General features: G+C 31.1%; 22 protein-coding genes. All 22 read right to left on the reverse strand.

What is annotated here, in order from left to right; genetic code table 11:
- Position 1 precedes the first annotated feature (1 nt).
- The gene (hemZ, locus tag HGPG_RS02410; RefSeq protein ID WP_245543876.1) at positions 2–1,270 is read right to left on the reverse strand and encodes a coproporphyrinogen dehydrogenase HemZ; all 1,269 of its coding nucleotides are present in this window, start codon (positions 1,268–1,270) and stop codon (positions 2–4) included.
- 56 nt (positions 1,271–1,326) lie between these two features.
- The gene (locus HGPG_RS02415) at positions 1,327–1,953 is read right to left on the reverse strand and encodes an MBL fold metallo-hydrolase (RefSeq protein ID WP_019124463.1); all 627 of its coding nucleotides are present in this window, start codon (positions 1,951–1,953) and stop codon (positions 1,327–1,329) included.
- Between the two features lie 7 nt (positions 1,954–1,960).
- A complete protein-coding gene (gene dtd / locus HGPG_RS02420) occupies positions 1,961–2,410 on the reverse strand; it encodes a D-aminoacyl-tRNA deacylase (RefSeq protein WP_019124464.1) in 450 nt (149 codons plus the stop codon).
- A 4-nt stretch (positions 2,411–2,414) separates the two neighbouring features.
- Entirely contained in the window at positions 2,415–4,559 is a 2,145-nt protein-coding gene (locus HGPG_RS02425; protein ID WP_019124465.1) for a RelA/SpoT family protein, read from the reverse strand.
- Complete coding sequence (gene recJ, locus HGPG_RS02430; protein WP_019124466.1) at positions 4,546–6,333, reverse strand: single-stranded-DNA-specific exonuclease RecJ; 1,788 nt, start codon at positions 6,331–6,333, stop codon at positions 4,546–4,548. The genes HGPG_RS02425 and recJ overlap by 14 nt, the downstream gene beginning before the upstream one ends.
- Before the next feature lie 115 nt (positions 6,334–6,448).
- Positions 6,449–7,801 carry a thioether cross-link-forming SCIFF peptide maturase gene (scfB, locus tag HGPG_RS02435; RefSeq protein WP_019124467.1) on the reverse strand — a complete coding sequence of 451 codons (1,353 nt, stop codon included), beginning with the start codon at positions 7,799–7,801 and terminating at the stop codon, positions 6,449–6,451.
- Positions 7,802–7,852: 51 nt separating this feature from the next.
- A complete protein-coding gene (gene scfA, locus HGPG_RS02440; protein WP_019107118.1) occupies positions 7,853–7,999 on the reverse strand; it encodes a six-cysteine ranthipeptide SCIFF in 147 nt (48 codons plus the stop codon).
- Between the two features lie 8 nt (positions 8,000–8,007).
- Positions 8,008–8,307, reverse strand: a complete 300-nt coding sequence (gene yajC / locus HGPG_RS02445) for a preprotein translocase subunit YajC (protein WP_019124468.1) — start codon at positions 8,305–8,307, stop codon at positions 8,008–8,010.
- Between the two features lie 68 nt (positions 8,308–8,375).
- Positions 8,376–9,488 (reverse strand): tRNA guanosine(34) transglycosylase Tgt, encoded by a 1,113-nt coding sequence (gene tgt, locus HGPG_RS02450; RefSeq protein WP_019124469.1) that lies wholly within the window; start codon positions 9,486–9,488, stop codon positions 8,376–8,378.
- Between the two features lie 5 nt (positions 9,489–9,493).
- Positions 9,494–10,513, reverse strand: coding sequence for a tRNA preQ1(34) S-adenosylmethionine ribosyltransferase-isomerase QueA (gene queA / locus HGPG_RS02455; RefSeq protein ID WP_019124470.1), 1,020 nt, complete (start codon positions 10,511–10,513; stop codon positions 9,494–9,496).
- A 13-nt stretch (positions 10,514–10,526) separates the two neighbouring features.
- A complete protein-coding gene (locus HGPG_RS02460) occupies positions 10,527–11,648 on the reverse strand; it encodes a SpoIID/LytB domain-containing protein (RefSeq protein ID WP_019124471.1) in 1,122 nt (373 codons plus the stop codon).
- A gap of 1 nt (position 11,649) precedes the next feature.
- The gene (gene ruvB, locus HGPG_RS02465; RefSeq protein ID WP_019124472.1) at positions 11,650–12,651 is read right to left on the reverse strand and encodes a Holliday junction branch migration DNA helicase RuvB; all 1,002 of its coding nucleotides are present in this window, start codon (positions 12,649–12,651) and stop codon (positions 11,650–11,652) included.
- A gap of 4 nt (positions 12,652–12,655) precedes the next feature.
- On the reverse strand, positions 12,656–13,240 hold the full coding sequence (gene ruvA, locus HGPG_RS02470) for a Holliday junction branch migration protein RuvA (protein WP_019124473.1): 585 nt from the start codon (positions 13,238–13,240) through the stop codon (positions 12,656–12,658).
- A complete protein-coding gene (gene ruvC, locus HGPG_RS02475; protein WP_019124474.1) occupies positions 13,240–13,734 on the reverse strand; it encodes a crossover junction endodeoxyribonuclease RuvC in 495 nt (164 codons plus the stop codon). Before ruvC ends, ruvA begins: the two co-directional genes overlap by 1 nt.
- A gap of 38 nt (positions 13,735–13,772) precedes the next feature.
- Positions 13,773–14,534, reverse strand: coding sequence for a hypothetical protein (locus tag HGPG_RS02480; protein WP_019124475.1), 762 nt, complete (start codon positions 14,532–14,534; stop codon positions 13,773–13,775).
- 82 nt (positions 14,535–14,616) lie between these two features.
- Positions 14,617–15,612, reverse strand: coding sequence for an aspartate--ammonia ligase (gene asnA, locus HGPG_RS02485; RefSeq protein WP_019124476.1), 996 nt, complete (start codon positions 15,610–15,612; stop codon positions 14,617–14,619).
- A 58-nt stretch (positions 15,613–15,670) separates the two neighbouring features.
- The gene (locus HGPG_RS02490; protein ID WP_036731238.1) at positions 15,671–16,321 is read right to left on the reverse strand and encodes a zinc dependent phospholipase C family protein; all 651 of its coding nucleotides are present in this window, start codon (positions 16,319–16,321) and stop codon (positions 15,671–15,673) included.
- A gap of 65 nt (positions 16,322–16,386) precedes the next feature.
- Complete coding sequence (locus tag HGPG_RS02495; RefSeq protein WP_019124478.1) at positions 16,387–18,021, reverse strand: glycosyl hydrolase family 18 protein; 1,635 nt, start codon at positions 18,019–18,021, stop codon at positions 16,387–16,389.
- A 67-nt stretch (positions 18,022–18,088) separates the two neighbouring features.
- Complete coding sequence (gene rplS / locus HGPG_RS02500) at positions 18,089–18,436, reverse strand: 50S ribosomal protein L19 (RefSeq protein ID WP_019124479.1); 348 nt, start codon at positions 18,434–18,436, stop codon at positions 18,089–18,091.
- Positions 18,423–19,166 carry a tRNA (guanosine(37)-N1)-methyltransferase TrmD gene (gene trmD, locus HGPG_RS02505; RefSeq protein ID WP_019124480.1) on the reverse strand — a complete coding sequence of 248 codons (744 nt, stop codon included), beginning with the start codon at positions 19,164–19,166 and terminating at the stop codon, positions 18,423–18,425. Before trmD ends, rplS begins: the two co-directional genes overlap by 14 nt.
- A complete protein-coding gene (rimM, locus tag HGPG_RS02510; RefSeq protein WP_019124481.1) occupies positions 19,163–19,666 on the reverse strand; it encodes a ribosome maturation factor RimM in 504 nt (167 codons plus the stop codon). The genes trmD and rimM overlap by 4 nt, the downstream gene beginning before the upstream one ends.
- Entirely contained in the window at positions 19,653–19,886 is a 234-nt protein-coding gene (locus HGPG_RS02515) for a KH domain-containing protein (RefSeq protein ID WP_019124482.1), read from the reverse strand. The genes rimM and HGPG_RS02515 overlap by 14 nt, the downstream gene beginning before the upstream one ends.
- Positions 19,887–19,903: the final 17 nt, after the last annotated feature.

Here is a 19,903-nt window from a genome sequence, read left to right on the forward strand (position 1 = left end):
ATTATCTCCTCTTTATAAAATCTTCAAGATTTTTAGAATTAATATTTCTCTTAAATTTCCCCTGTGAATCTAAAATTTTTGTACTTGCTCCGAGGCCGAAGCCAATGATGTTTTCCAGTTCTTCCATCATGACAATATTATAAATTGATGAACAGCCTTTTTTTGCATAGCCAATATTTTCTGAACTTATTACAGATTTTTTCTGCCTGTAAAGGTAATAGGGCTCATAGTTTGAATCAAGCATTAGTTTCTTTGATTCTTCAATGAGATCACTATAATCTTCTTCGTTAAAATAAGAATTTTCGAAAAGTTTTGAGCCATTTTTTAGTGCCAAGCTGTGTAGGGTAATATTTTCTGGCGAAAAATCAATTGTTTTTTTTATTGATTTTAAAATGCTTTCCTTACTTTCGCCAGGAAGACCCATTATTAAGTCCATATTGATAACATCAAAGCCAATTTCCTTTGCTTTATAAAACCAATAACTAAAATTTTCATTTGATACCCTATTTAATTTGCTAATAACATCTTCGTTAAAGCTTTGTGGATTTAAACTAATTCGATTAACACCTTTTCTTTTTAGCATTTCCAAAACTTCTACACTAATACTGTCTATTCTTCCGCATTCAACAGTAAATTCCCTTGAACTGCCAAATTTTTCTAAAACTACATCAATAATTCTTTCTAAATTTTCTTTCCCTATTGCTGTTGGTGTTCCTCCGCCTATATAAATTGAATTTGGCTTTTTAGAAAAATTTAACTCATAAGATTTTATGTCATCAATTAAATTTTTAGTATAAGCATCTATCTTTATTTTATTCCCAATAGTTGTATCAAAGGAGCAATAAAGGCATCTACTTGGACAAAAAGGTATGTGCACATAGACATTGTAATTATTTAAATTAGAATTTTCACGAAGTTTTTCCTGATTTTTATAAATTCTATATAAAAAATCTGCCTCAATTTTATTTATCCTATATTTATCAAATAAGATTTTTCTTGATTCTTTATAGGAATTTCTTTCAAAAACTTTTGAGACTAGTTTTAAGGGCCTAACTCCTGTTAAAATTCCGAAACTAGAATCAAAATCCTTATGATTTGAAAATAAATCAAATAAGTATCTTTTTAAAACAAAGTGAGCTTTGTCATTTTTTATATCAAGCTTTACACTTTTATTTATTTTATTTCCAACAATTTCAAGAAAAATAAATTCATCAAGAACTTTTATCTTTAAATGCAAATCTATATCTTTATAATTCTTAGGAAGTTTCATACTAAAAAATTCAAATATAGATTTTTTTAGAGCCTCATTTTCACAGTCAATTACAATCATAATCTTCTTAAATATGGGTTTGACATCTTTTCATAACTCATTTGTGATTCTGGACCATGACCTGATAAAACATAAATATCATCATCAAGTTCCTTTAATCTCTTAAGTGACTCAATCATAAGTGAATGGTCTGATTCAGGAAAATCTGTCCTTCCAATAGATCCGTTAAATAAAGTGTCTCCTGCAAACAAATAATCTTTGAAAAGGTAACAAACTGAACCAATAGTATGTCCTGGACTTGCAATTACCTTTATAAAATCATCAGAAAAAGGAATTTTGTCTCCATCCTTTACAAAGACATCTACCTTGGTAGCTTCAATTTGTAGACCAAAGGCTGATTCCCTAACTTCTCTTGGATTTTCTAAAAACTCTCTGTCATTTTTATGAAGATATACTGGAGCCTTAAATTTTTCTTTCAAAGCAGAAACTGCACCAACATGATCAAAGTGACCATGAGTTAAGAGAATATATTTTATCTTTAAATTATTTTTTTCAATTGCCTCAATTATGTTTTCGCTTGATCCACCTGGATCCACCACAAAAGCATCTTTGTTTTCGTCAAAGAGAATAAAACAATTTTCTTGCAATTCTCCGACTACTAATTTCATAATTTTATATTGCATAATTCACCTAAAATTCCTTACTTGAATCCAATAAAATTGTAACAGGACCGTCATTAATAAGCTCTACATCCATGTCTTCACCATATTCACCGTGAGAAACTTTTACATTAAGTTTTTCAAGTTCTTCAATAAACTTTTCATATAAAAGAATTCCTTGGTCAAATTTAGCAGAACGAATATAGGAAGGTCTGTTGCCCTTTCTAGCATCTCCATAAAGAGTAAATTGACTGACAACAAGGACTTCTAATCCGTAGTCAAGAAGTGACTTATTCATGACTCCATCTTCGTCGTCAAAAATTCTAAGCTTTGTAACTTTTTTTAGGATGTAGTCTAAATCACTTTCATCATCATTAACTTCAACACCAAGGAGCACCATTAATCCCTTATCTATCTTTGAAACAATTTTCCCATCAACAGATACGCTAGATCTCTTTACTCTTTGAACAACTGCTCGCATTCTATCACGCCTTTACTCTATATACCTCGAGAACATTATTGATTCTCTTTAATTTTTCCATTAATCTTTCAAGTTCTTCACTATCAGTAATTTCAACTGTAATATCAATTACCGCATCTCCATTTTTTATTGCCTTGGCATTTAAATAAGAAATGCTTAACTTAGAATCATTTACTCTATTAGCAATATCGCTAATAACATTTGGCTTATCAAAGGCCCTGATCTCAATAGAAGCACTATAACTTGTTTCATAGCTGCTTTGCCATTTAACTTCAACAAGTCTTGAAGGATCAACATTGTCTTGCATATTTTTGCAATCTTTTCTGTGAACAGAAATACCTCTGCCAATTGTAATGTATCCTATTATGTCGTCCCCTGGCACTGGAGTACAGCATTTAGCAATTCTAACATTTACTCCATCTACACCCTTTACTTCAATGCCTTGATTATTGTATCTCTTTCTTGATTGAACAATTTCTTCAACATCTTTTTCGTCTTTTTTATAATGTTTATTATAAATATCAGATAATTTTGCTGTAACCTGTGTTGTTGTAATTGTTCCAAAGCCAACAGCAGCATACATTTCATCTAGTGTCTGCATATTTAGCTTATTCTTAACTTCCTCTAGCCAATCATCGCGTAAAATTTTAGGAACTTGATATCCAAGTTTTTTTACTTCTTTTTCAATTGCATCTTTTCCTCTTTCAATATTTTTTTCTTTGTCCTTGACTTTAAAATATTGAGAGATCTTCTTGCGAGCTTGAGGGCTTTTTACGATTTTTAGCCAATCAAGAGATGGACTAGTATTTGGATTTGTTATTACATCAACTATATTTCCGCTTTGAAGAGTGTAGTTTAGAGGAACAATTCTTCCATTTACCTTTGCCCCTACACAAGTATTTCCAACTTGAGAGTGAATTCTATAGGCGAAGTCAATTGGAGTTGATCCTTCTGGTAAGTTTATAACATCCCCCCTTGGTGTAAAAACAAAAACTTCGTCGGCAAAGAAATCAATCTTTAAGGTATCCATAAAGTCGCCAGGATCATTTAAGTCCTTTTGCCATTCTAAAAGTTGTCTTAACCAAGTTAAGTTTTCATCAAAGGCAGTTTCCTTTGTAACGCCAGCCTTATATTTCCAGTGAGCGGCAATACCATATTCAGCAGTTTGATGCATTTCATAAGTCCTAATTTGAACTTCAAAAGTCTCTCCATTGTTGTCAATAACAGTTGTGTGAAGAGATTGGTATTTATTAGGCTTAGGCATAGCAATATAGTCTTTAAATCTACCTGGAATTGGCTTAAAAAGTGTGTGAACAACTCCAAGAGCACCATAACAATCTTTAACAGAATGAGTTAAAATTCTTACAGCAGATAAATCATAAATTTCATCAAAGACTTTTCCCTTTTTCTTCATTTTTTTATAAATAGAATAAAAATTCTTTGGTCTTCCCTTTATTTCACATTCAATGCCAACTTTTTTTAAATTTTCTTCAAGCTCAGCTATAATGTGATTAATAAGATCTTCTCTTTCATTTCTTCTCTTATTTACCATTTCTACGAGTTCATAATAGCCCTCTTCATCAAGATATCTAAGAGATAAGTCTTCAAGCTCCCACTTAACCCTACTCATACCAAGTCTATCGGCAATTGGAGCATAAATTTCAACAGTTTCTGTTGCCTTTTCAATTTTTTTAGCATCAGTCATGTACTCAAGTGTTCTCATGTTGTGAAGTCTATCGGCAAGTTTAACTATTATTACTCTTATGTCCTTTGCCATAGCAAGAACCATTTTTCTAATATTTTCAGCTTGCTTTTCTTCTTTATTTTTATAATTTAATTTTTTTAACTTAGTAACTCCATCAACTAAGTCGGCAATTTCTTGACCAAATAAATTTTTTATATCTTCTAGAGTGACATCAGTATCTTCTACTACATCGTGAAGTAATCCAGCAACAATAGTGGCAGTATCCATATTCATTTCAGCAAGGATCAAACTTACATTTAAGGGATGGATTATATAATCTTCTCCAGAATTTCTCTTTTGTCCCTTGTGATGCTCTTCAGCAAATTTATAAGCACGATTAATCATTTCGAAATCGGCATTTTCGTTATATGACTTTACTTTTTCAATTAATTCATCTATTAACATTCTTTTCACCTGAAATTCTATAGGATTTAATCTTTAATTGGATGGATACATTTCCATTAAATTTATTAAGTTCCAAATTAAAAATTACATCTATAAAAATATTTGATGGTCTACCTTGAAGTAGCGCCATTACTTCTTCCCTTCCATAAGATTTTGCAAGATTATTTAAAAATGCTTCAGAATCTTCAAATAAAGTTGCTGTGTAACTTACCTTATCTTGAGATAGATTCATTTTTAAAAAGTTCTTATTTTTTCCCAAGATATTTAATGTATTTATTTTTAAATTTTTAGCACCAAATTTTGGAGCAGAATTTCCATTGCCAAAGGGCGCTAGATTTTCAAGTTCCTTAACTAAATTCATGCTAATATACTTTAGTTCTAAATTTCCATCTATATAAATTTTTCTAATTAAGTCTTCTTCTGTCAAATTTTCCTTTTCATCAACATCTTTTATGAAATCATCTAAATTTTCAAGGGGCAGTGAAAGTCCACAAGCCATTTTATGTCCGCCAAAGGCATCTAAATAATTTTTTGACTTGGAAAATTCCTTAAACATATTGTATTCCTCAATGCTTCTTCCTGAACCCTTGATTAAGTCCTTTGAATCGCTTAGTACAACAGTGGGTCTATAATACTTTTCTTTTATTTTGCCTGCAACTATGCCAAGAATTGATTCATTAAGTCCTTCCTTATAAATTATCAAAATCTTTTGCTTTTCTAAAAGTTTTTCACGATTAATTTTTTCGTCTATTATATTAAAGGCATCTTGTGTCAGCTTTTGCCTTTCATAATTGAGCTCTCTTAACTCTTTAGCCTTGTCAAGAGCCAGGCTATAATCTTTTTCTAAGAGCAATTCTAGAGCATACTTTGCTGATTCAAGCCTGCCACTGGAGTTTATTGTAGGTCCGATAATAAATCCAAGATGATATACATCTATTTCACTTTTCTTTATGTCTGATGCTTCAATAAGGGCGTTAAGTCCAAGGTGTTTAGTCTCTCTTAAATATTTTAATCCTTGAGAAACTATAATCCTATTTTCATTTTTAAGTGGCATTACATCGCAGACAGTGGCAATAGCTGCAAAGGGCAAAAAGCTTTCGTAAAACTCTTCTTTATCTACGCCCTTAATTAAATATAAATATTCAATCAACTTGAAAGCAACTACAGCACCACAAATGTCTTCAAAGGGATAAGAACAAGAACTTTGTTTTGGATCAATGACTGCACTGGCATGAGGAATTAATTCCTTCTCTTTGTCATCTTCTATTATCTTAGGCACCTCGTGGTGGTCTGTTATAATAATATCTATTCCCTTAGATTTTGCATAAAGGACAGCATCTCTTGCAGCAATTCCATTGTCGCAAGTAATAATTAGATTTACACCAGCATCAAATGCCCTATCAATTAAATTATTATTTATTCCGTAGCCATCTTCCACCCTATGAGGAATGTCATAGGATACATTGGCGCCAATTCTTAGAAGACCTGAATACAAAATATAAGTAGAGGTCACGCCGTCCACATCATAGTCTCCAATAATTCTAATTTTGTTTTTCTTAGCAAGGTGACTTAAAATTAAATTTGAAGCCCTTACCATGTCCTTCAAAAGTATTGGTGAATTTAAATTTGAAAGCTCAGGTTTCAAAAAACTTTTTATTTCCTCTTCGCTATTAACTTCTCTATTAAGTAAAATTTTATATATAACATTATTAATGCCCAGTTTTTTGTATTCAATTCCTGGGTCACTCTTATTTTTTATAAACCATCTTTCCATTTAATCACCACTTCATATAAAGAATATTATATCAAAAATTGCCATTAAGGTAAAACTATTATGTATTTATAAAATATACAAAAAAGAACCCCGCAGGGTTCATTAATTTTTAAAATTATTCTTCATTTGCTAGAACTGAAATTGCACATTCAATTCTTTTCTTTTCCATGGCACAGCCAACCTTGTAAGGTTTGCTGATGTCCTTGTTGCTGTAATAGGCATTGGCATGGCATCCACCTGAGCAATAGTATCTTGCCCAGCAAGTTGGACAGTCTTCATTAGTGTAAACATTGGAATTTTTAAATTTGTCTCTAAGATTAGTGTTTAAAATTCCGTCATCAACATTTCCAAGTAAAAATTCTTCTTCGCCAACAAATTGGTGGCAAGGATAAATTTCTCCTTGAGGTGTTATTGCTACATATTCAGATCCTGCACCACAGCCCACAGTTCTCTTTACTATGCAAGGTCCTTGTGACAAGTCAATTATAAAGTGGAAGAAAGAAAAGTCCTTGTCCTTTTTTCTTATTTCAATGTAGTCTTTACTCATCTTTTCATATTCACTTAAAATTTTATCTAAATGTTCTTCTCTAATGGCATAAGGCTCTCTTTCATCAGTTACAACTGGCTCAATTGAAGTCTTTTTAAAACCGTGAGAATAAAAATCCTTTAAGTCTTCAGAGAAATCTAAATTTTCATTTGTAAAAGTTCCTCTTATAAAGTAATCCTTGTCTCCTCTCTTGTCGATAAGTTCTTTAAATTTTGGAACTATTACATCATAGGAGCCCTTGCCATTTATTGTTGGGCGCATCTCATCGTTAATTTCTTTTCTTCCGTCAATAGAAAGAACAACATTGTCCATGTTTTCGTTGATAAAGTCTTCAATTTCTTTATTTAAAAGCATTCCATTAGTTGTAATTGTAAATCTAAAGTGCTTATCATATTTCTTTTCTTCTTCTCTTCCATAAGCAACAAGTTTCTTTACAAGATCAAAATTCATTAGAGGCTCGCCACCAAAGAAGTCAACTTCAAGATTTTTTCTATTGCCAGAATTTTTTAAGATAAAGTCTAAGGCTTTCTTTCCAGTTTCAAAGGACATTAAACTTCTGTCGCCCTTGAAGTCTCCTTGAGAAGCAAAACAATACTTACATCTCAAATTACAATCGTGAGCAACATGAAGGCAAAGAGCTTTAACAACATTTTCTGGATTATACTTTGGAAGTTTAAAATGTTCATCTTCAGAAAATAATAAACCTTCCTTAGTTAAATAATCTATTTCTTCATAGGCTTCAATAGCATCTTCTTTATTATAAAGTTTTGAAAATTTATCTATAATTTCATCCATTGATAATTTTTCATAATCATCAATCATTTCATAAACAATTTTTTCAACAACATGAACTGATCCGCTGGCAATATCAAGGACAATGTATCTGTCGTTTAAATAAAATTTGTGAATTCTTTCTACCATCTTTACTCCTTTACATCCCTTAACAAAAATAAAAGCAAGGTTTCCCTTGCCTTAGTTTTCAGAATTTTCGCATTTTTGATTTCCAACTGTGCAACTAGTCTTGCAAGCTGATTGACAAGATGTTTGGCATTCACCACATCCGCCTTTTTCATAAGTTTTCTTTAAGTTTTTCTTTGTAAGTGTCTTTATATGTTTCATAGTATCTCCTATTCTTCTTCTGAGTCTTTAAGTTCAGTATTCTTTTTATAAGTACCGTTAATTCCCCACTTCATTATTTCAATTTTTGTATTGTCTGATGAAGTTTCAATAACTAAGTAGTCTTCCTTTACAAGAATAATTTTACCAATTATTCCTCCGATTGTTATTATTTTATCGCCCACTTTTAAGTTTTCGCGCATTTCGTTTACTTCATTTGCTTTTTTCTTTTGTGGTCTTATTATAAAAAAATAAAAAACAACAAACATCAATATTAAAGGAATAAAGTTTAACATTGTGTTTTGATCCATTATTAACTCCTTTCTTGTTTATTATTAATAATTATATTATACATTTAATCCCATGACTTAACAAGAAATTATTTATAACCATATTTTTTGTAGAAATCATTTTTATATTCTAAGAAATAGTCGCCCTTGATAGACTCTCTTATGTTTTTCATCATATCCAATAAGAAATATAAATTGTGTATCGTAGCAAGTCTCATTCCAAGTATTTCATCAACATTGAATAAATGTCTTATATAAGCCTTGGAGAAATTCCTACAAGTATAACATTGGCAATCTTCGTCAAGAGATGAAAAGTCTTCTTTATATAGAGCATTTTTAATGGCAATTCTTCCCTTATGAGTTAAAACAGTTCCATTTCTTGCTATCCTAGTTGGAAGAACACAGTCTGCCATATCCACGCCTCTTTCTACAGCTTCAAATAAATAATCTGGGCTACCAACTCCCATTAAGTATCTTGGTTTATTTTCTGGCATAAAGTCAGTAGTATAATCCAAAATATCATTCATTAAATCAATTGGCTCACCAACTGACAGACCTCCAATAGAATAACCCTTGAAGTCCATATCAACCATTTCTTTAGCTGAAATTTCTCTTAAATCTTTATACATTCCACCTTGAATTATTCCAAAAAGTGTTTGCTTGTCAATATTTTTGTGATGTTCTTTACATCTTTCTGCCCACCTTAAAGTTCTTCTCATGGAATTATCAATATATTCATGACTTGCAGGATAGGGTGCACATTCGTCAAATGCCATCATAATATCAGAACCTAAAACATTTTGAATATCAACAGATTTTTCTGGTGAAATAAACATTTTACTGCCATCTATGTGACTTCTAAAGTGAACTCCTTCTTCAGTTATTTTTCTGTTATCTGATAGGGAAAAAACTTGAAAGCCGCCTGAATCAGTAAGAATCGGCTTATCCCAATTCATGAATTTGTGAAGTCCGCCAGCTTTTTCTATAATATCAGTTCCCGGTCTTAAAAATAAATGATAAGTATTTGAAAGAATAATTTGTGAGCCTATTTTTTTTAGCTCATCAGGAGTCATAGTTTTTACTGTTGCCCTTGTGCCAACTGGCATAAATATAGGTGTCTCTATTTCTCCATGATTAGTTGTAATTTTGCCAAGTCTAGCCTTTGAATCCTTAGCAGTTTTTAATAGTTCAAATTTAAACATAAAACCTACCTTATAAACATTGCATCGCCAAAGCTGAAAAATCTATATCTTTCTTTTACAGCTTCCTTGTATGCCTTTAAAATAATATCTCTTGTTGAAAGTGAGGACACTAGCATTAAAAGTGTTGACTCTGGCAAGTGAAAATTAGTTATAAGAGCATCTATGCACTTAAACTCATATGGTGGATAAATAAAAATATTTGTAAATCCACTTTTTTCACAAACTCTTCCACTTTCATCAGCAATTGATTCAACAGTTCTTACACTTGTTGTTCCAACAGCAATTACTCTACTTCCTCTATCCTTTGCAGCATTAATTTTATCTGCAACTTCTTTTGTCATGATGTAAAATTCGGAGTGCATTTCATGTTCATCAATATTTTCAACTTTAACTGGTCTAAAAGTTCCAATGCCAACATGAAGTGTGATGTAGCAAATTTCAACGCCCTTGTCCTTTACTTTTTGAAGAAGTTCCTGTGTAAAGTGAAGACCTGCTGTTGGTGCAGCAGCTGAACCTTCTTCCCTTGCATATACAGTTTGGTATCTGTTTTTATCTTCTAACTTTTCTGTAATATAAGGTGGTAGTGGCATTTCTCCAAGTTCATCTAATATTTCTTCAAAAATTCCTTCATATTCAAATTTTAAAAATCTTGAGCCATCTTTTGAAATATCAACTACTTCAGCAGATAATTTGTCACTAAAAATTATTTTAGTGCCTATTTGTGCTTTTCTTCCTGGTTTAGATAAACATTCCCAGGTGTCACCCTTGTGATTTAAAAGAAGAAATTCAATTTTTTCTTCCTTTCCTTCTCTATGTCCAAAAATTCGTGCAGGCATTACCTTGGTGTCATTTAATACAAGCACATCCCCTTCTTTCAGATAATCTATGATGTCATAAAAATGTTTGTGCTCCATTTCCCCAGTCTTTTTGTCTAGTACAAGAAGTCTGGAATGATCTCTTTTTTCTGTTGGATGTTGTGCTATTAATTCCTTTGGTAAGTCGTAATAAAAATCCTTTGTTTTCATTTTTGCCTTTCTGTTATTTTATTTTTTCGATATTTGTGCCAGGGAAATAAAATCCAATTATATCTTTATAGTTATTTCCTTTTTTTGCCATTTCAACAGCACCATATTGGCTCATGCCAACGCCATGTCCATAGCCTTTTCCCTTGACAACTATTTTATTGTTATCACACGCTATATCAAATAGTGTTGATTTAATTCTTGTATTGCCAATTTTTTGTCTAAAGTCCTTGGCTTTCATAGTTATATCGCCCTTAGAAGTGCTAAAACTTATGTTATTAACTCTATTTGAAGTATTCATAGAATCTAAATTTACGCCAAAAACATCGCTTAAATTTAATTTTTTCAAGTCACTGTCCTTTAGTGTGTATTCCCAAGGGTGAGTTGAATAAGGATCTTCCTTTGAAATTAAATATGGAACAGTATTTCCACCCCAAGCGTCTGATGAAGAAACTGTGTATCCACCTGAAGAAGCACAGAAAATTGTCTCAGCAATTTTTCCGTCATACTTAATAACTTCTCCCAAAGTAGTTTCTACAGCCTTATCAGTAGATTTTTCTTCCACATCTTTTCCATAATAAACCTGTGAATTTGTTGTGTCATCTAAGTTATATCCTTTTTTTATATATTTGTTGAAATTATTTATAGCAAAGGACCTAGAACAAAGAGCTTGCGCTTTTAAGGATTCCATTGGAAATTCAGGACTCATTTCCTTAGGTAAAACACCTCTTAAATAATCGTCTAATTGAACATTATTTATTATGTCTAGTTTTCCATTATTAACTCTAAAGGAAATTGAACCTCTATAATTTCTCTTGATTTTATCAACATATATTGGAGAATCGGAATTAATTAAAAAAGCACCATCTTGTGGAAAATTTGCAAGTTTAAAATTTTTACCTTTTACATTGATATTTTTTCCATCAAACATTACTTCAATTTCCTTATTATTAGTACTATTTATAACTTGATTATCTGAAGTAATAATATTTAAATTGCTCTTAGATTTTAACTTTAAATTTTCCTTTGCATTTACAGATTTTCCAACTTTAATATCAATTCTGTCGTAACTTTCCTTTGCAAAAATGCTAGTTGGCAATAAGATTAAAAATATGGCTAACATTAAAAATTTTTTCATATCAATCACCCTTGTATTCGATTCCAAAATGGTCATAAGCCCTTTTTGTAGCAACTCTTCCTCTAGGCGTTCTCATAATAAAACCTATTTGCATTAAATAAGGTTCATATACATCTTCTACTGTTCCCTTGTCTTCCCCAATAGCAGCAGATATGGCGTCAATACCCACAGGTCTACCATAGAATTTTTCAATCATAGTAAGAATTATTCTCCTGTCAATATTATCAAGTCCATATTTGTCAATCTCTAAGAGGTTGAGGCCCTTTATAGCCACTTTTGTAGTTATTACACCCTCTTCTTTGACTTCAGCGTAATCCCTGACTCTCTTTAAAAGTCTATTGGCAATTCTAGGAGTTCCACGAGACCTCCTAGCAATTTCCATTGCTCCTTCTTCTTCTATTGGTATATTTAAAATCTTTGCAGATCTCATAATAATTTCTACTAAAGATTTTGTGTCATATAAGTCTAATTTTAACATCACACCAAATCTATCTCTAAGAGGTGATGTAAGCATACCTGCCCTTGTAGTAGCACCTATTAGTGTAAAGGGCGCTAGGTCAAGTCTAATGGACCTAGCAGAAGGTCCCTTTCCTATAATTATATCAAGGGCATGATCTTCCATGGCAGGATAAAGAATTTCCTCTACAGATTTGTTTAGTCTGTGAATTTCATCTATAAATAGGACATCATCATTATTTAAATTTGTAAGTATGCTGGCAAGATCTCCTTGTTTTTCTATTGCCGGACCAGATGTAACTTTTAAGTTTACTCCCATTTCATTGGCAATAATTCCAGCTAAAGTAGTTTTACCAAGACCAGGTGGTCCACTTAAAAGGGTGTGATCAAGTGGTTCAGATCTGTTTTTTGCAGCTTCAATAAAAATTTTTAAATTATTTACAACTTTTTCTTGACCTATATATTCACTTAACCACTTTGGTCTAAGGCTAATTTCTTTTGTATCGCCATCAATAAAGGCAGGCTCTACTAATCTATTTTTATCCATTATATCAACCCATTAATTTCAACGCTTCTCTAATGCGCTCGGATATATCTAGTGAAGCATCAATTTTTTCCAGTGATTTTTTTGCGTCATATACATTATAACCCAATGAGATAAGTGCCTCAACTGCTGGATCATCATTTTCATCAAATAAAGGAGTTTCTTCTGTGGCAAAATCTATATCTAGGTTTAATTTTTCAACCTTATCTTTTAACTCAAGAATAATTCTCTGGGCAGTTTTTTTGCCAACACCTGGGAGTTTCGTAAGGGACTTTTCATCCTTTGATAATATGTATTTTGCAATATTTGATACATCGTCTCCTTCTAATATTCCCATGGCAAGTTTAGGTCCAATTCCCGTTACACTTGTCAATAGGTCAAAGGCATTTCTAGTTTCGCTGTCTTTAAAACCAAATAAAGTTGCAGCATCTTCTCTAAGGACAAGTCTAATATTTATAAAAACTTCTTCATTTTTATAAAAAGTATGAAGCTCTCTTGAAATCATATTTACTATGTAACCAATTCCATTGGCTTCAAGGACTAAATAACCTCTGTCAGTTGAGTGTACTCTTCCCTTTAAAAATTCTATCATTATATCATCCTAAAACTTTCTTTAAACTTAATCGAACTACCATGAGTAATGGCAACAGCTAGTGCGTCTGCCACATCATCAGGCTTTGGAACTTCTTTTAAATTTAAAATCATCTTAACCATTTCTTGAACTTGTATCTTTGTAGCTCTTCCATAACCCACAAGGGCTTGTTTAACTTGAAGTGGTGTATACTCATATAAACCTGCACCACTATTTTTTGCAGATAAAACTTCAACGCCACGAGCCTGGGCAACAGTTATGGCGGTTTTAACATTTTTGTTAAAAAATAATTCTTCAAAAGCTATATCTTCAGGCTTATACTTTTTTATTAAATCATTCATTTCCATATAAATGGAATTTAATCTATCTGGAAGTGGAACTTTTGCCATTGTAGTGATTGCACCATAATCCAAAACCTTATAAGAATTGCCCTTGAGTTCTAAAAATCCATAACCAACTATTGCTATTCCCGGGTCAATGCCCATTATTACCAAATTACCACCACTTTAAAAAGGATAGCATAAAACTATCCTTACTTGTATCTCTTTAAAACTCTATCATTAACTCCATCCCAAAAACCGTTTCTAAAAATCCTAAATCCATCTATGTATAGAAACTTAGAAATCTTATTGTTTAGAGTCTCAATTTCCTTTTCAGTCAAATAGGAATCCACTTCCTTAATTTTAACATTATCATCTTCGCTTTTAAAAATAAGTTGCATATCAAGATGATCGTTAATATTATTTATTTTATCGTTAAGTAATCTTTTCTTAACATCTGAAAGTGTACTTTTTATAAAAATCCTAATTTGCCTATCTTTTCTAATATCTTTAAAAACTAATTTCTTAAAAGACAAAACTTCTTCATTTTTAAATTCGTACTGAAAAAGTTTATTTCTGTTGTAAAGTTCATCAATAGTTAAATACTTTAAAGTTATGATTTCTAATAAATTAATATGTTTCTTAGAGTTGAAGCCAAGTCTATAGCCTTCCAAATATAGATAAAGCTCTAATCTATTGATGTCATCATGAATTAGGCTAGAAAGATTTCGAGCAATTAACTCAATTCCTTCCTTTTGCCTATAAATTTTAATTATATCTTTTCTCAAGTTTTCAAGAGTTACATACCTTGGATATATATTTTCAATTGACTCATAAACATTGTATAGATTTAGTAGAATGTTTATGCTATCCAAATCACCCTTAAACAAGAAATTTGCAATTAGGTATTTTTTTATATCTTTAAAGGCAACACTTTTAAAATTTTCTTGATTTAATTTTTGTGCCAAATCCATAAAAAAATCCTCCGGTTTCGTATAAAAATATTATACTATATATTCCGGAGGATTTGTATCCAATTTGTAATTTTTTTAAATTTTATAAAAGTTTTATTTTATTTTCTTTACAATAGTTTAAACTTTTTTCGTCCCATACTCCAACTTGTACTTCCCCAATATGACTCTTTTCAAGGAAAAACATACAAATTCTTGATTGACCTATACCTCCACCAATTGTATAAGGAAGTTGTGCATTTAAAACATCTTGATGATATTTTAACTTAAATCTGTCAGTTGTATTTGCAAGTTCACATTGACTTCTCAAAGATTCTTCATCAACGCGTATACCCATACTAGAAACTTCTAGAGAATTTCCCAAAACTTCATCCCAAAAAAGGATATCGCCATTTAAACTCCAGTCGTCATAATCCGGACTTCTGTGGTCATGAGGTTCTCCAGAATTTAAATCTGCACCAATGCCCATAATGAAAACTGCGCCCTTGTCCTTGCAAATTAATTTTTCTCTTTCTTTTGAAGTCTTTCCTGGATATAAATCTTCAAGCTCTTGTGAAGTAATAAAGAATATTTCATCTGGTAATTTTTTTGAAAGAATGTAAGGATAAGTTTGGTTAATATATTCCTCACATCTCTTAAATACAGAATAAATTTCCTTAACAGTTAAATAAAGATATTCCTTATTTCTGTCACTTTTGTTTATTATTTTTTCCCAGTCCCATTGATCAACATAGGAAGAATGAATTTCATCAAGCTCTTCTTCAGCTCTAATGGCATTCATGTCTGCGTAAATTCCTTCATACATATTGAAGTTATATTCCTTAAGAGCATTTCTCTTCCACTTTGCAAGAGATTGAACAATTTCAACATTTATTCCATATTGTCTCAAATCAAAATCTACTGCTTTTTCACCATTTAAGTTGTCATTAAGCCCAGTTTCGGGTCTAACAAAGAGAGGTGCTGAAACTCTTTGCAAGTTTAAAGTGTTTGCCAAGTCCCTTTGAAAGTAATCCTTTACCGACTTAATTGCAATCTGTGTTTCCCTAAGGTCTAGTTTTGTAGCACTAGAATTATTTCTCATCTTTTTCCTCCATAATTATAAAAATCTTTCACCCCTAAGAGTGAAAGAATTTTGTTTCTTAAATAAATTGTATATCAAATTCCCCATTATATTCAAGTATTGATTCAATAACAAGAATAGAAATATTCGTGGATAAATTTAAAGCAAAATTTAAATCATTGTCAAAGCTGTGATTTGAATCTTTGTATTCCTCTATAACTTTTATCAAGTAAGCTTTTACTTTTTTCTCAAGTTTTATATCGGAATTTTCAAAAAAGTTTATATCTTCACATGAAATCACATCTCTAAAACTTTCTTCTAAAAATTTGTTTTCTCTGGCATATAAAGCTAAATCTTGTTCATACTTAACATGCTTTCTCAAATTTTCAATAAAAGTCATTCTGTAAGCATGAGGATAACATACAAAATCACAAAGATAATGCATAATTATGCCAAGCTTTTTGCTCATGTAATTTATAAATAGCTTGCTTTCGTTGCCTTCAGAATAGGAATATCTGGAAAAATAAATAAGTTTACTTATTTCTCTTGCTATATAATCTCCTGATTCATGAAAATAGTGTCTCTTTGTCTTGTAATAAGGCAAAACATCAGGAGCAATTGATCCCCAAAGCATTTTATCTAGATTTAAATTGACATTATATTTTTCTTTAATTCTATCGTGAACAATTTTAGCCACGATTTTATGTGTATCTGGTAAAATTTTAAACACATCCTAATAAAATTATAGTTAATTACTCTTTAATTTTATACTTAATATTTTAAATTGTCAATATTTTAATTGGTTTTTTCTAGTTCTTTTGAAATAACGTCCCAAATATTTTGAGTTTCAAATCCAAGTCTCCAAGATCCAACGCCTGCTAGATTATATTTATTAACTAGGGAAACTTTTTTCTCTATGGAATTTGCATCCTCTATCCAAATTTTATATGTTGCACCATTTTCCTGATATTCCACATAATTTTGTTGTGATTCTTTGTCCCAAGTTGGAATTAATCCCTTTGATGCAATAATATTTGCAACTTCTGACATGGATATTGTCTTTGAAGTAACTTTGCCATTTGAATCTTTCCAAAGTCTTGTATAAAGTGGAACACCTAAGATCATTTTTCTATTAGGTATATTCCTAAATAAGACATTAATGCTGCCTTCCACCCATTTATATTGAGCAACTGAACCTGCTTCTTCAGATGATGCCCAGTGTTGGTCATAAGACATGACAACTATATAATCAGAAATTTCTGCCAAAGCTTTTCTGTCGTAGGGCTCCTTAGTGACATCAGATGAAATTTGCGGCGTTACATCAACAGTAACAATAAAATCTTCTCCAGCACTTTCTCTAAACTCTCTTACAAAGGCAGTTATATTGTCTCTATCATCAATTTTTGTGTGTTCAAAGTCTATGTTGATGCCCTTCATCTTGTATTTTCTACAAAGTTCAAGAGTTTTATCGATGATTTTTTTGCGAGTATTTTCATTTGATAGAGCCTCATGAGTAATGTCTGGGTCAAAGGAATTGTCCAAATAAGCCCATACTTCAATGCCTAAATCATTGTACTTCTTTATATAATTTAAGTTTCCTCTATCAATCATGTCTCCATTTCCATTTCTAATGGAAAACCAAGTAGGAATTATTACATCTAGTCCCTTTATATCTTTTATTTGCTCAACTTTTTCATCAGAGTGTTCAGCATAAGTGTAGTCCCAAGTTAAATTAATTGGACTCTTTGAAATGTTTTTTGTGGCAGATGCTAAAGTGAATTTTTCAAAATTTTCATCAACATCGCTCTTTAAAACATAACCGGCATATCCTTCAGGCATTCTAACAACATAGTATTTACTTTCTTCGCCATAAACATATAATTTTTCGCCTTCAGGAAGTTTTTTTATAATTGGACTTCTGCGAGAAGCATCTTCTCTAAGCAAAGCTTCTTTCTTGGCCTTTGTTAAGTCATATTCCTTATCTCTATAGTCTAAAAGCAAAAGCCTTATGTCTTTATTATATCTCAAGCTTACATTGTAGTCGTAGATAAAGGCTTCAATTGGAAGCATTATCTTGCCATTTTTTTCTATTACTGGTGCTCTTAAATCAATAGTTCCACTGTTAAATTTTGCTTGATATTCATTTAACTTTAAAGTTTTATTTGCGTGTTCGTTTTCTATCTTTACTTCTCCACTTGCTTTATCATAAGAAATATTTTCATCAAGATATTTCTTTATGTAGTCAAGAGATAGGTAAATCATTCCATCTTCAATGGAAAAGTCATCTTTATCGATATCCTTATTTTCTGTTATGAAGTTAAATTTGTCGTATTTAGTTGAAATTTTTGTCGTTCCTCTATTTTCAACAAATAAAAAAGCACCTGCTGCCAAAATAATAATTAAAAAAATTCCCAAAAAAATCTTTTTCATATAATCACTCCTCTAATTTATTTGCTCAAAATAAAAGATACTAAAAATAGGACTTAAAGTCCCACTCTTAGTAATTAGTCTTTTCTTTAACTTTTGCAGCTTTACCTTGTCTATCTCTAAGATAGTAAAGTTTAGCACGTCTAACACTACCTTTTCTTGTAACAACAAGATCGGCAATTCTTGGTGAATTAAGAAGGAAAGTTCTTTCAACTCCAATACCATAAGAAATTCTTCTTACTGTAAAAGTTTTTCTAGAGCTTTTTCCTTGAATTTTTATGACAGTTCCATCAAAAACTTGGATTCTTTGTCTTTCGCCTTCAATAATCTTGTAGTGAACACTTACAGTATCCCCAACATTAAATTTAGGTAAATTTTCATTTATTTGTTCATCTTCAATAGCTTTAATATAATCCATTGTCTTTACCTCCTTCCAGTAAATCTTTCAATATATCTTTTTCTTCATCATTTAAATTTTTATTTTTTAATAAATCTGGCCTTTTCTGCAAAGTGTTTTTAATAGACTCTCTAAGTCTATACTTCCTAATTTTTTCATGATCTCCACTTAAAAGAATATCAGGAACTTCAAGTCCTCTAAATTCTTTTGGTCTAGTGTACTGTGGATGTTCTAAAAGCCCATTATAGTGTGACTCGTCTTTAAAGGACTCGTCACTTGCAAGAACGCCATCAATTAGTCTTGATACACCATCAATAATCACCATAGATGCCAACTCTCCACCAGTTAAAACATAGTCACCAATGGAAATTTCTTCATCTACATAATTTTCAATGACTCTATTGTCAATACCTTCGTAATGACCATTTAAAAGTATTATGTGTTCTTCATTTTTAAGTTCTTTTAGCTTATCTTGAGTTAAAACCTTGCCCTGTGGGGACATGTAATAAACTTTAGATTTTTCACTCTTTACAGATTCTATTGCCTCTACTATTGGTTTTATTTGCATTAGCATACCTGGCCCACCGCCATAGGGATAGTCGTCAACTTGTAGGTATTTGTTGATTGCAAAATCTCTTATATCTACGGTTTCAAGATCTAATTTTCCTTGGCCGATAGCCCTTCCAACAATAGAAAAATCTCTAATGTGATTTATGAATTCGGGAAATAATGTTAAAACACTTATTTTCACAAAATCATTCCTTCTATTAATTTGATAGTTATTGTTGAATCTATTTTTTTAATAAATTCCTTAACTGCAGGTATTTGATAAATACTTTTATCATCACTTTCAATTATAAAAATATCATTAGCAGGGTATTCAAGTACGTCTTTAAGTACTCCAATATAATTGTTTTCAGTGTCATAGACTTTTTTACCAATTATATCAGATACATAGTACTGATCTTCCTTTAAGGCTAACCTATCTTCATCTTTAATATAAATTTCACTGCCCTTTAAATTAAGGACAAGATTTATATCTTCAAAACCTTCAAAAGTTATATATACAAAATCATTTACTCTAACTTTTTTAATAAAAAATTCTCGTAAATCATTGCCTATAAAGACACTGTTTAACTTTGAAAATCTTTTTTTGTCAAAAGTATAAGGCTCTACTTTAAGTTCACCCTTGATGCCATGAGTATTTATAATTTTACCAATGCATGTAATTGAATCTTTAATATTCTTCAATTTCCAAATTAACCTTTACATCTTCTTTTAGTGAAACAGCCTTTAAGATTGCTCTTATTGCCTTGGCAATTCTACCTTGTTTGCCAATAACTTTTCCCATATCATTTGATGCAACTTTAAGAGTAATATCAATTGAATCATCATTCTTAGTCATTGTCACATCAACTGAAGAAGGATCGTCAACTAAAGATTTAGCAATATATTCAATTAATTCAACCATTTTGGTCCTCCAAACAT

Origin of the sequence: Peptoniphilus grossensis ph5 (genome assembly GCF_000311825.1) — a bacterium.
In the GTDB taxonomy this organism is placed as follows: Bacteria; Bacillota; Clostridia; order Tissierellales; family Peptoniphilaceae; genus Peptoniphilus_A; species Peptoniphilus_A hominis.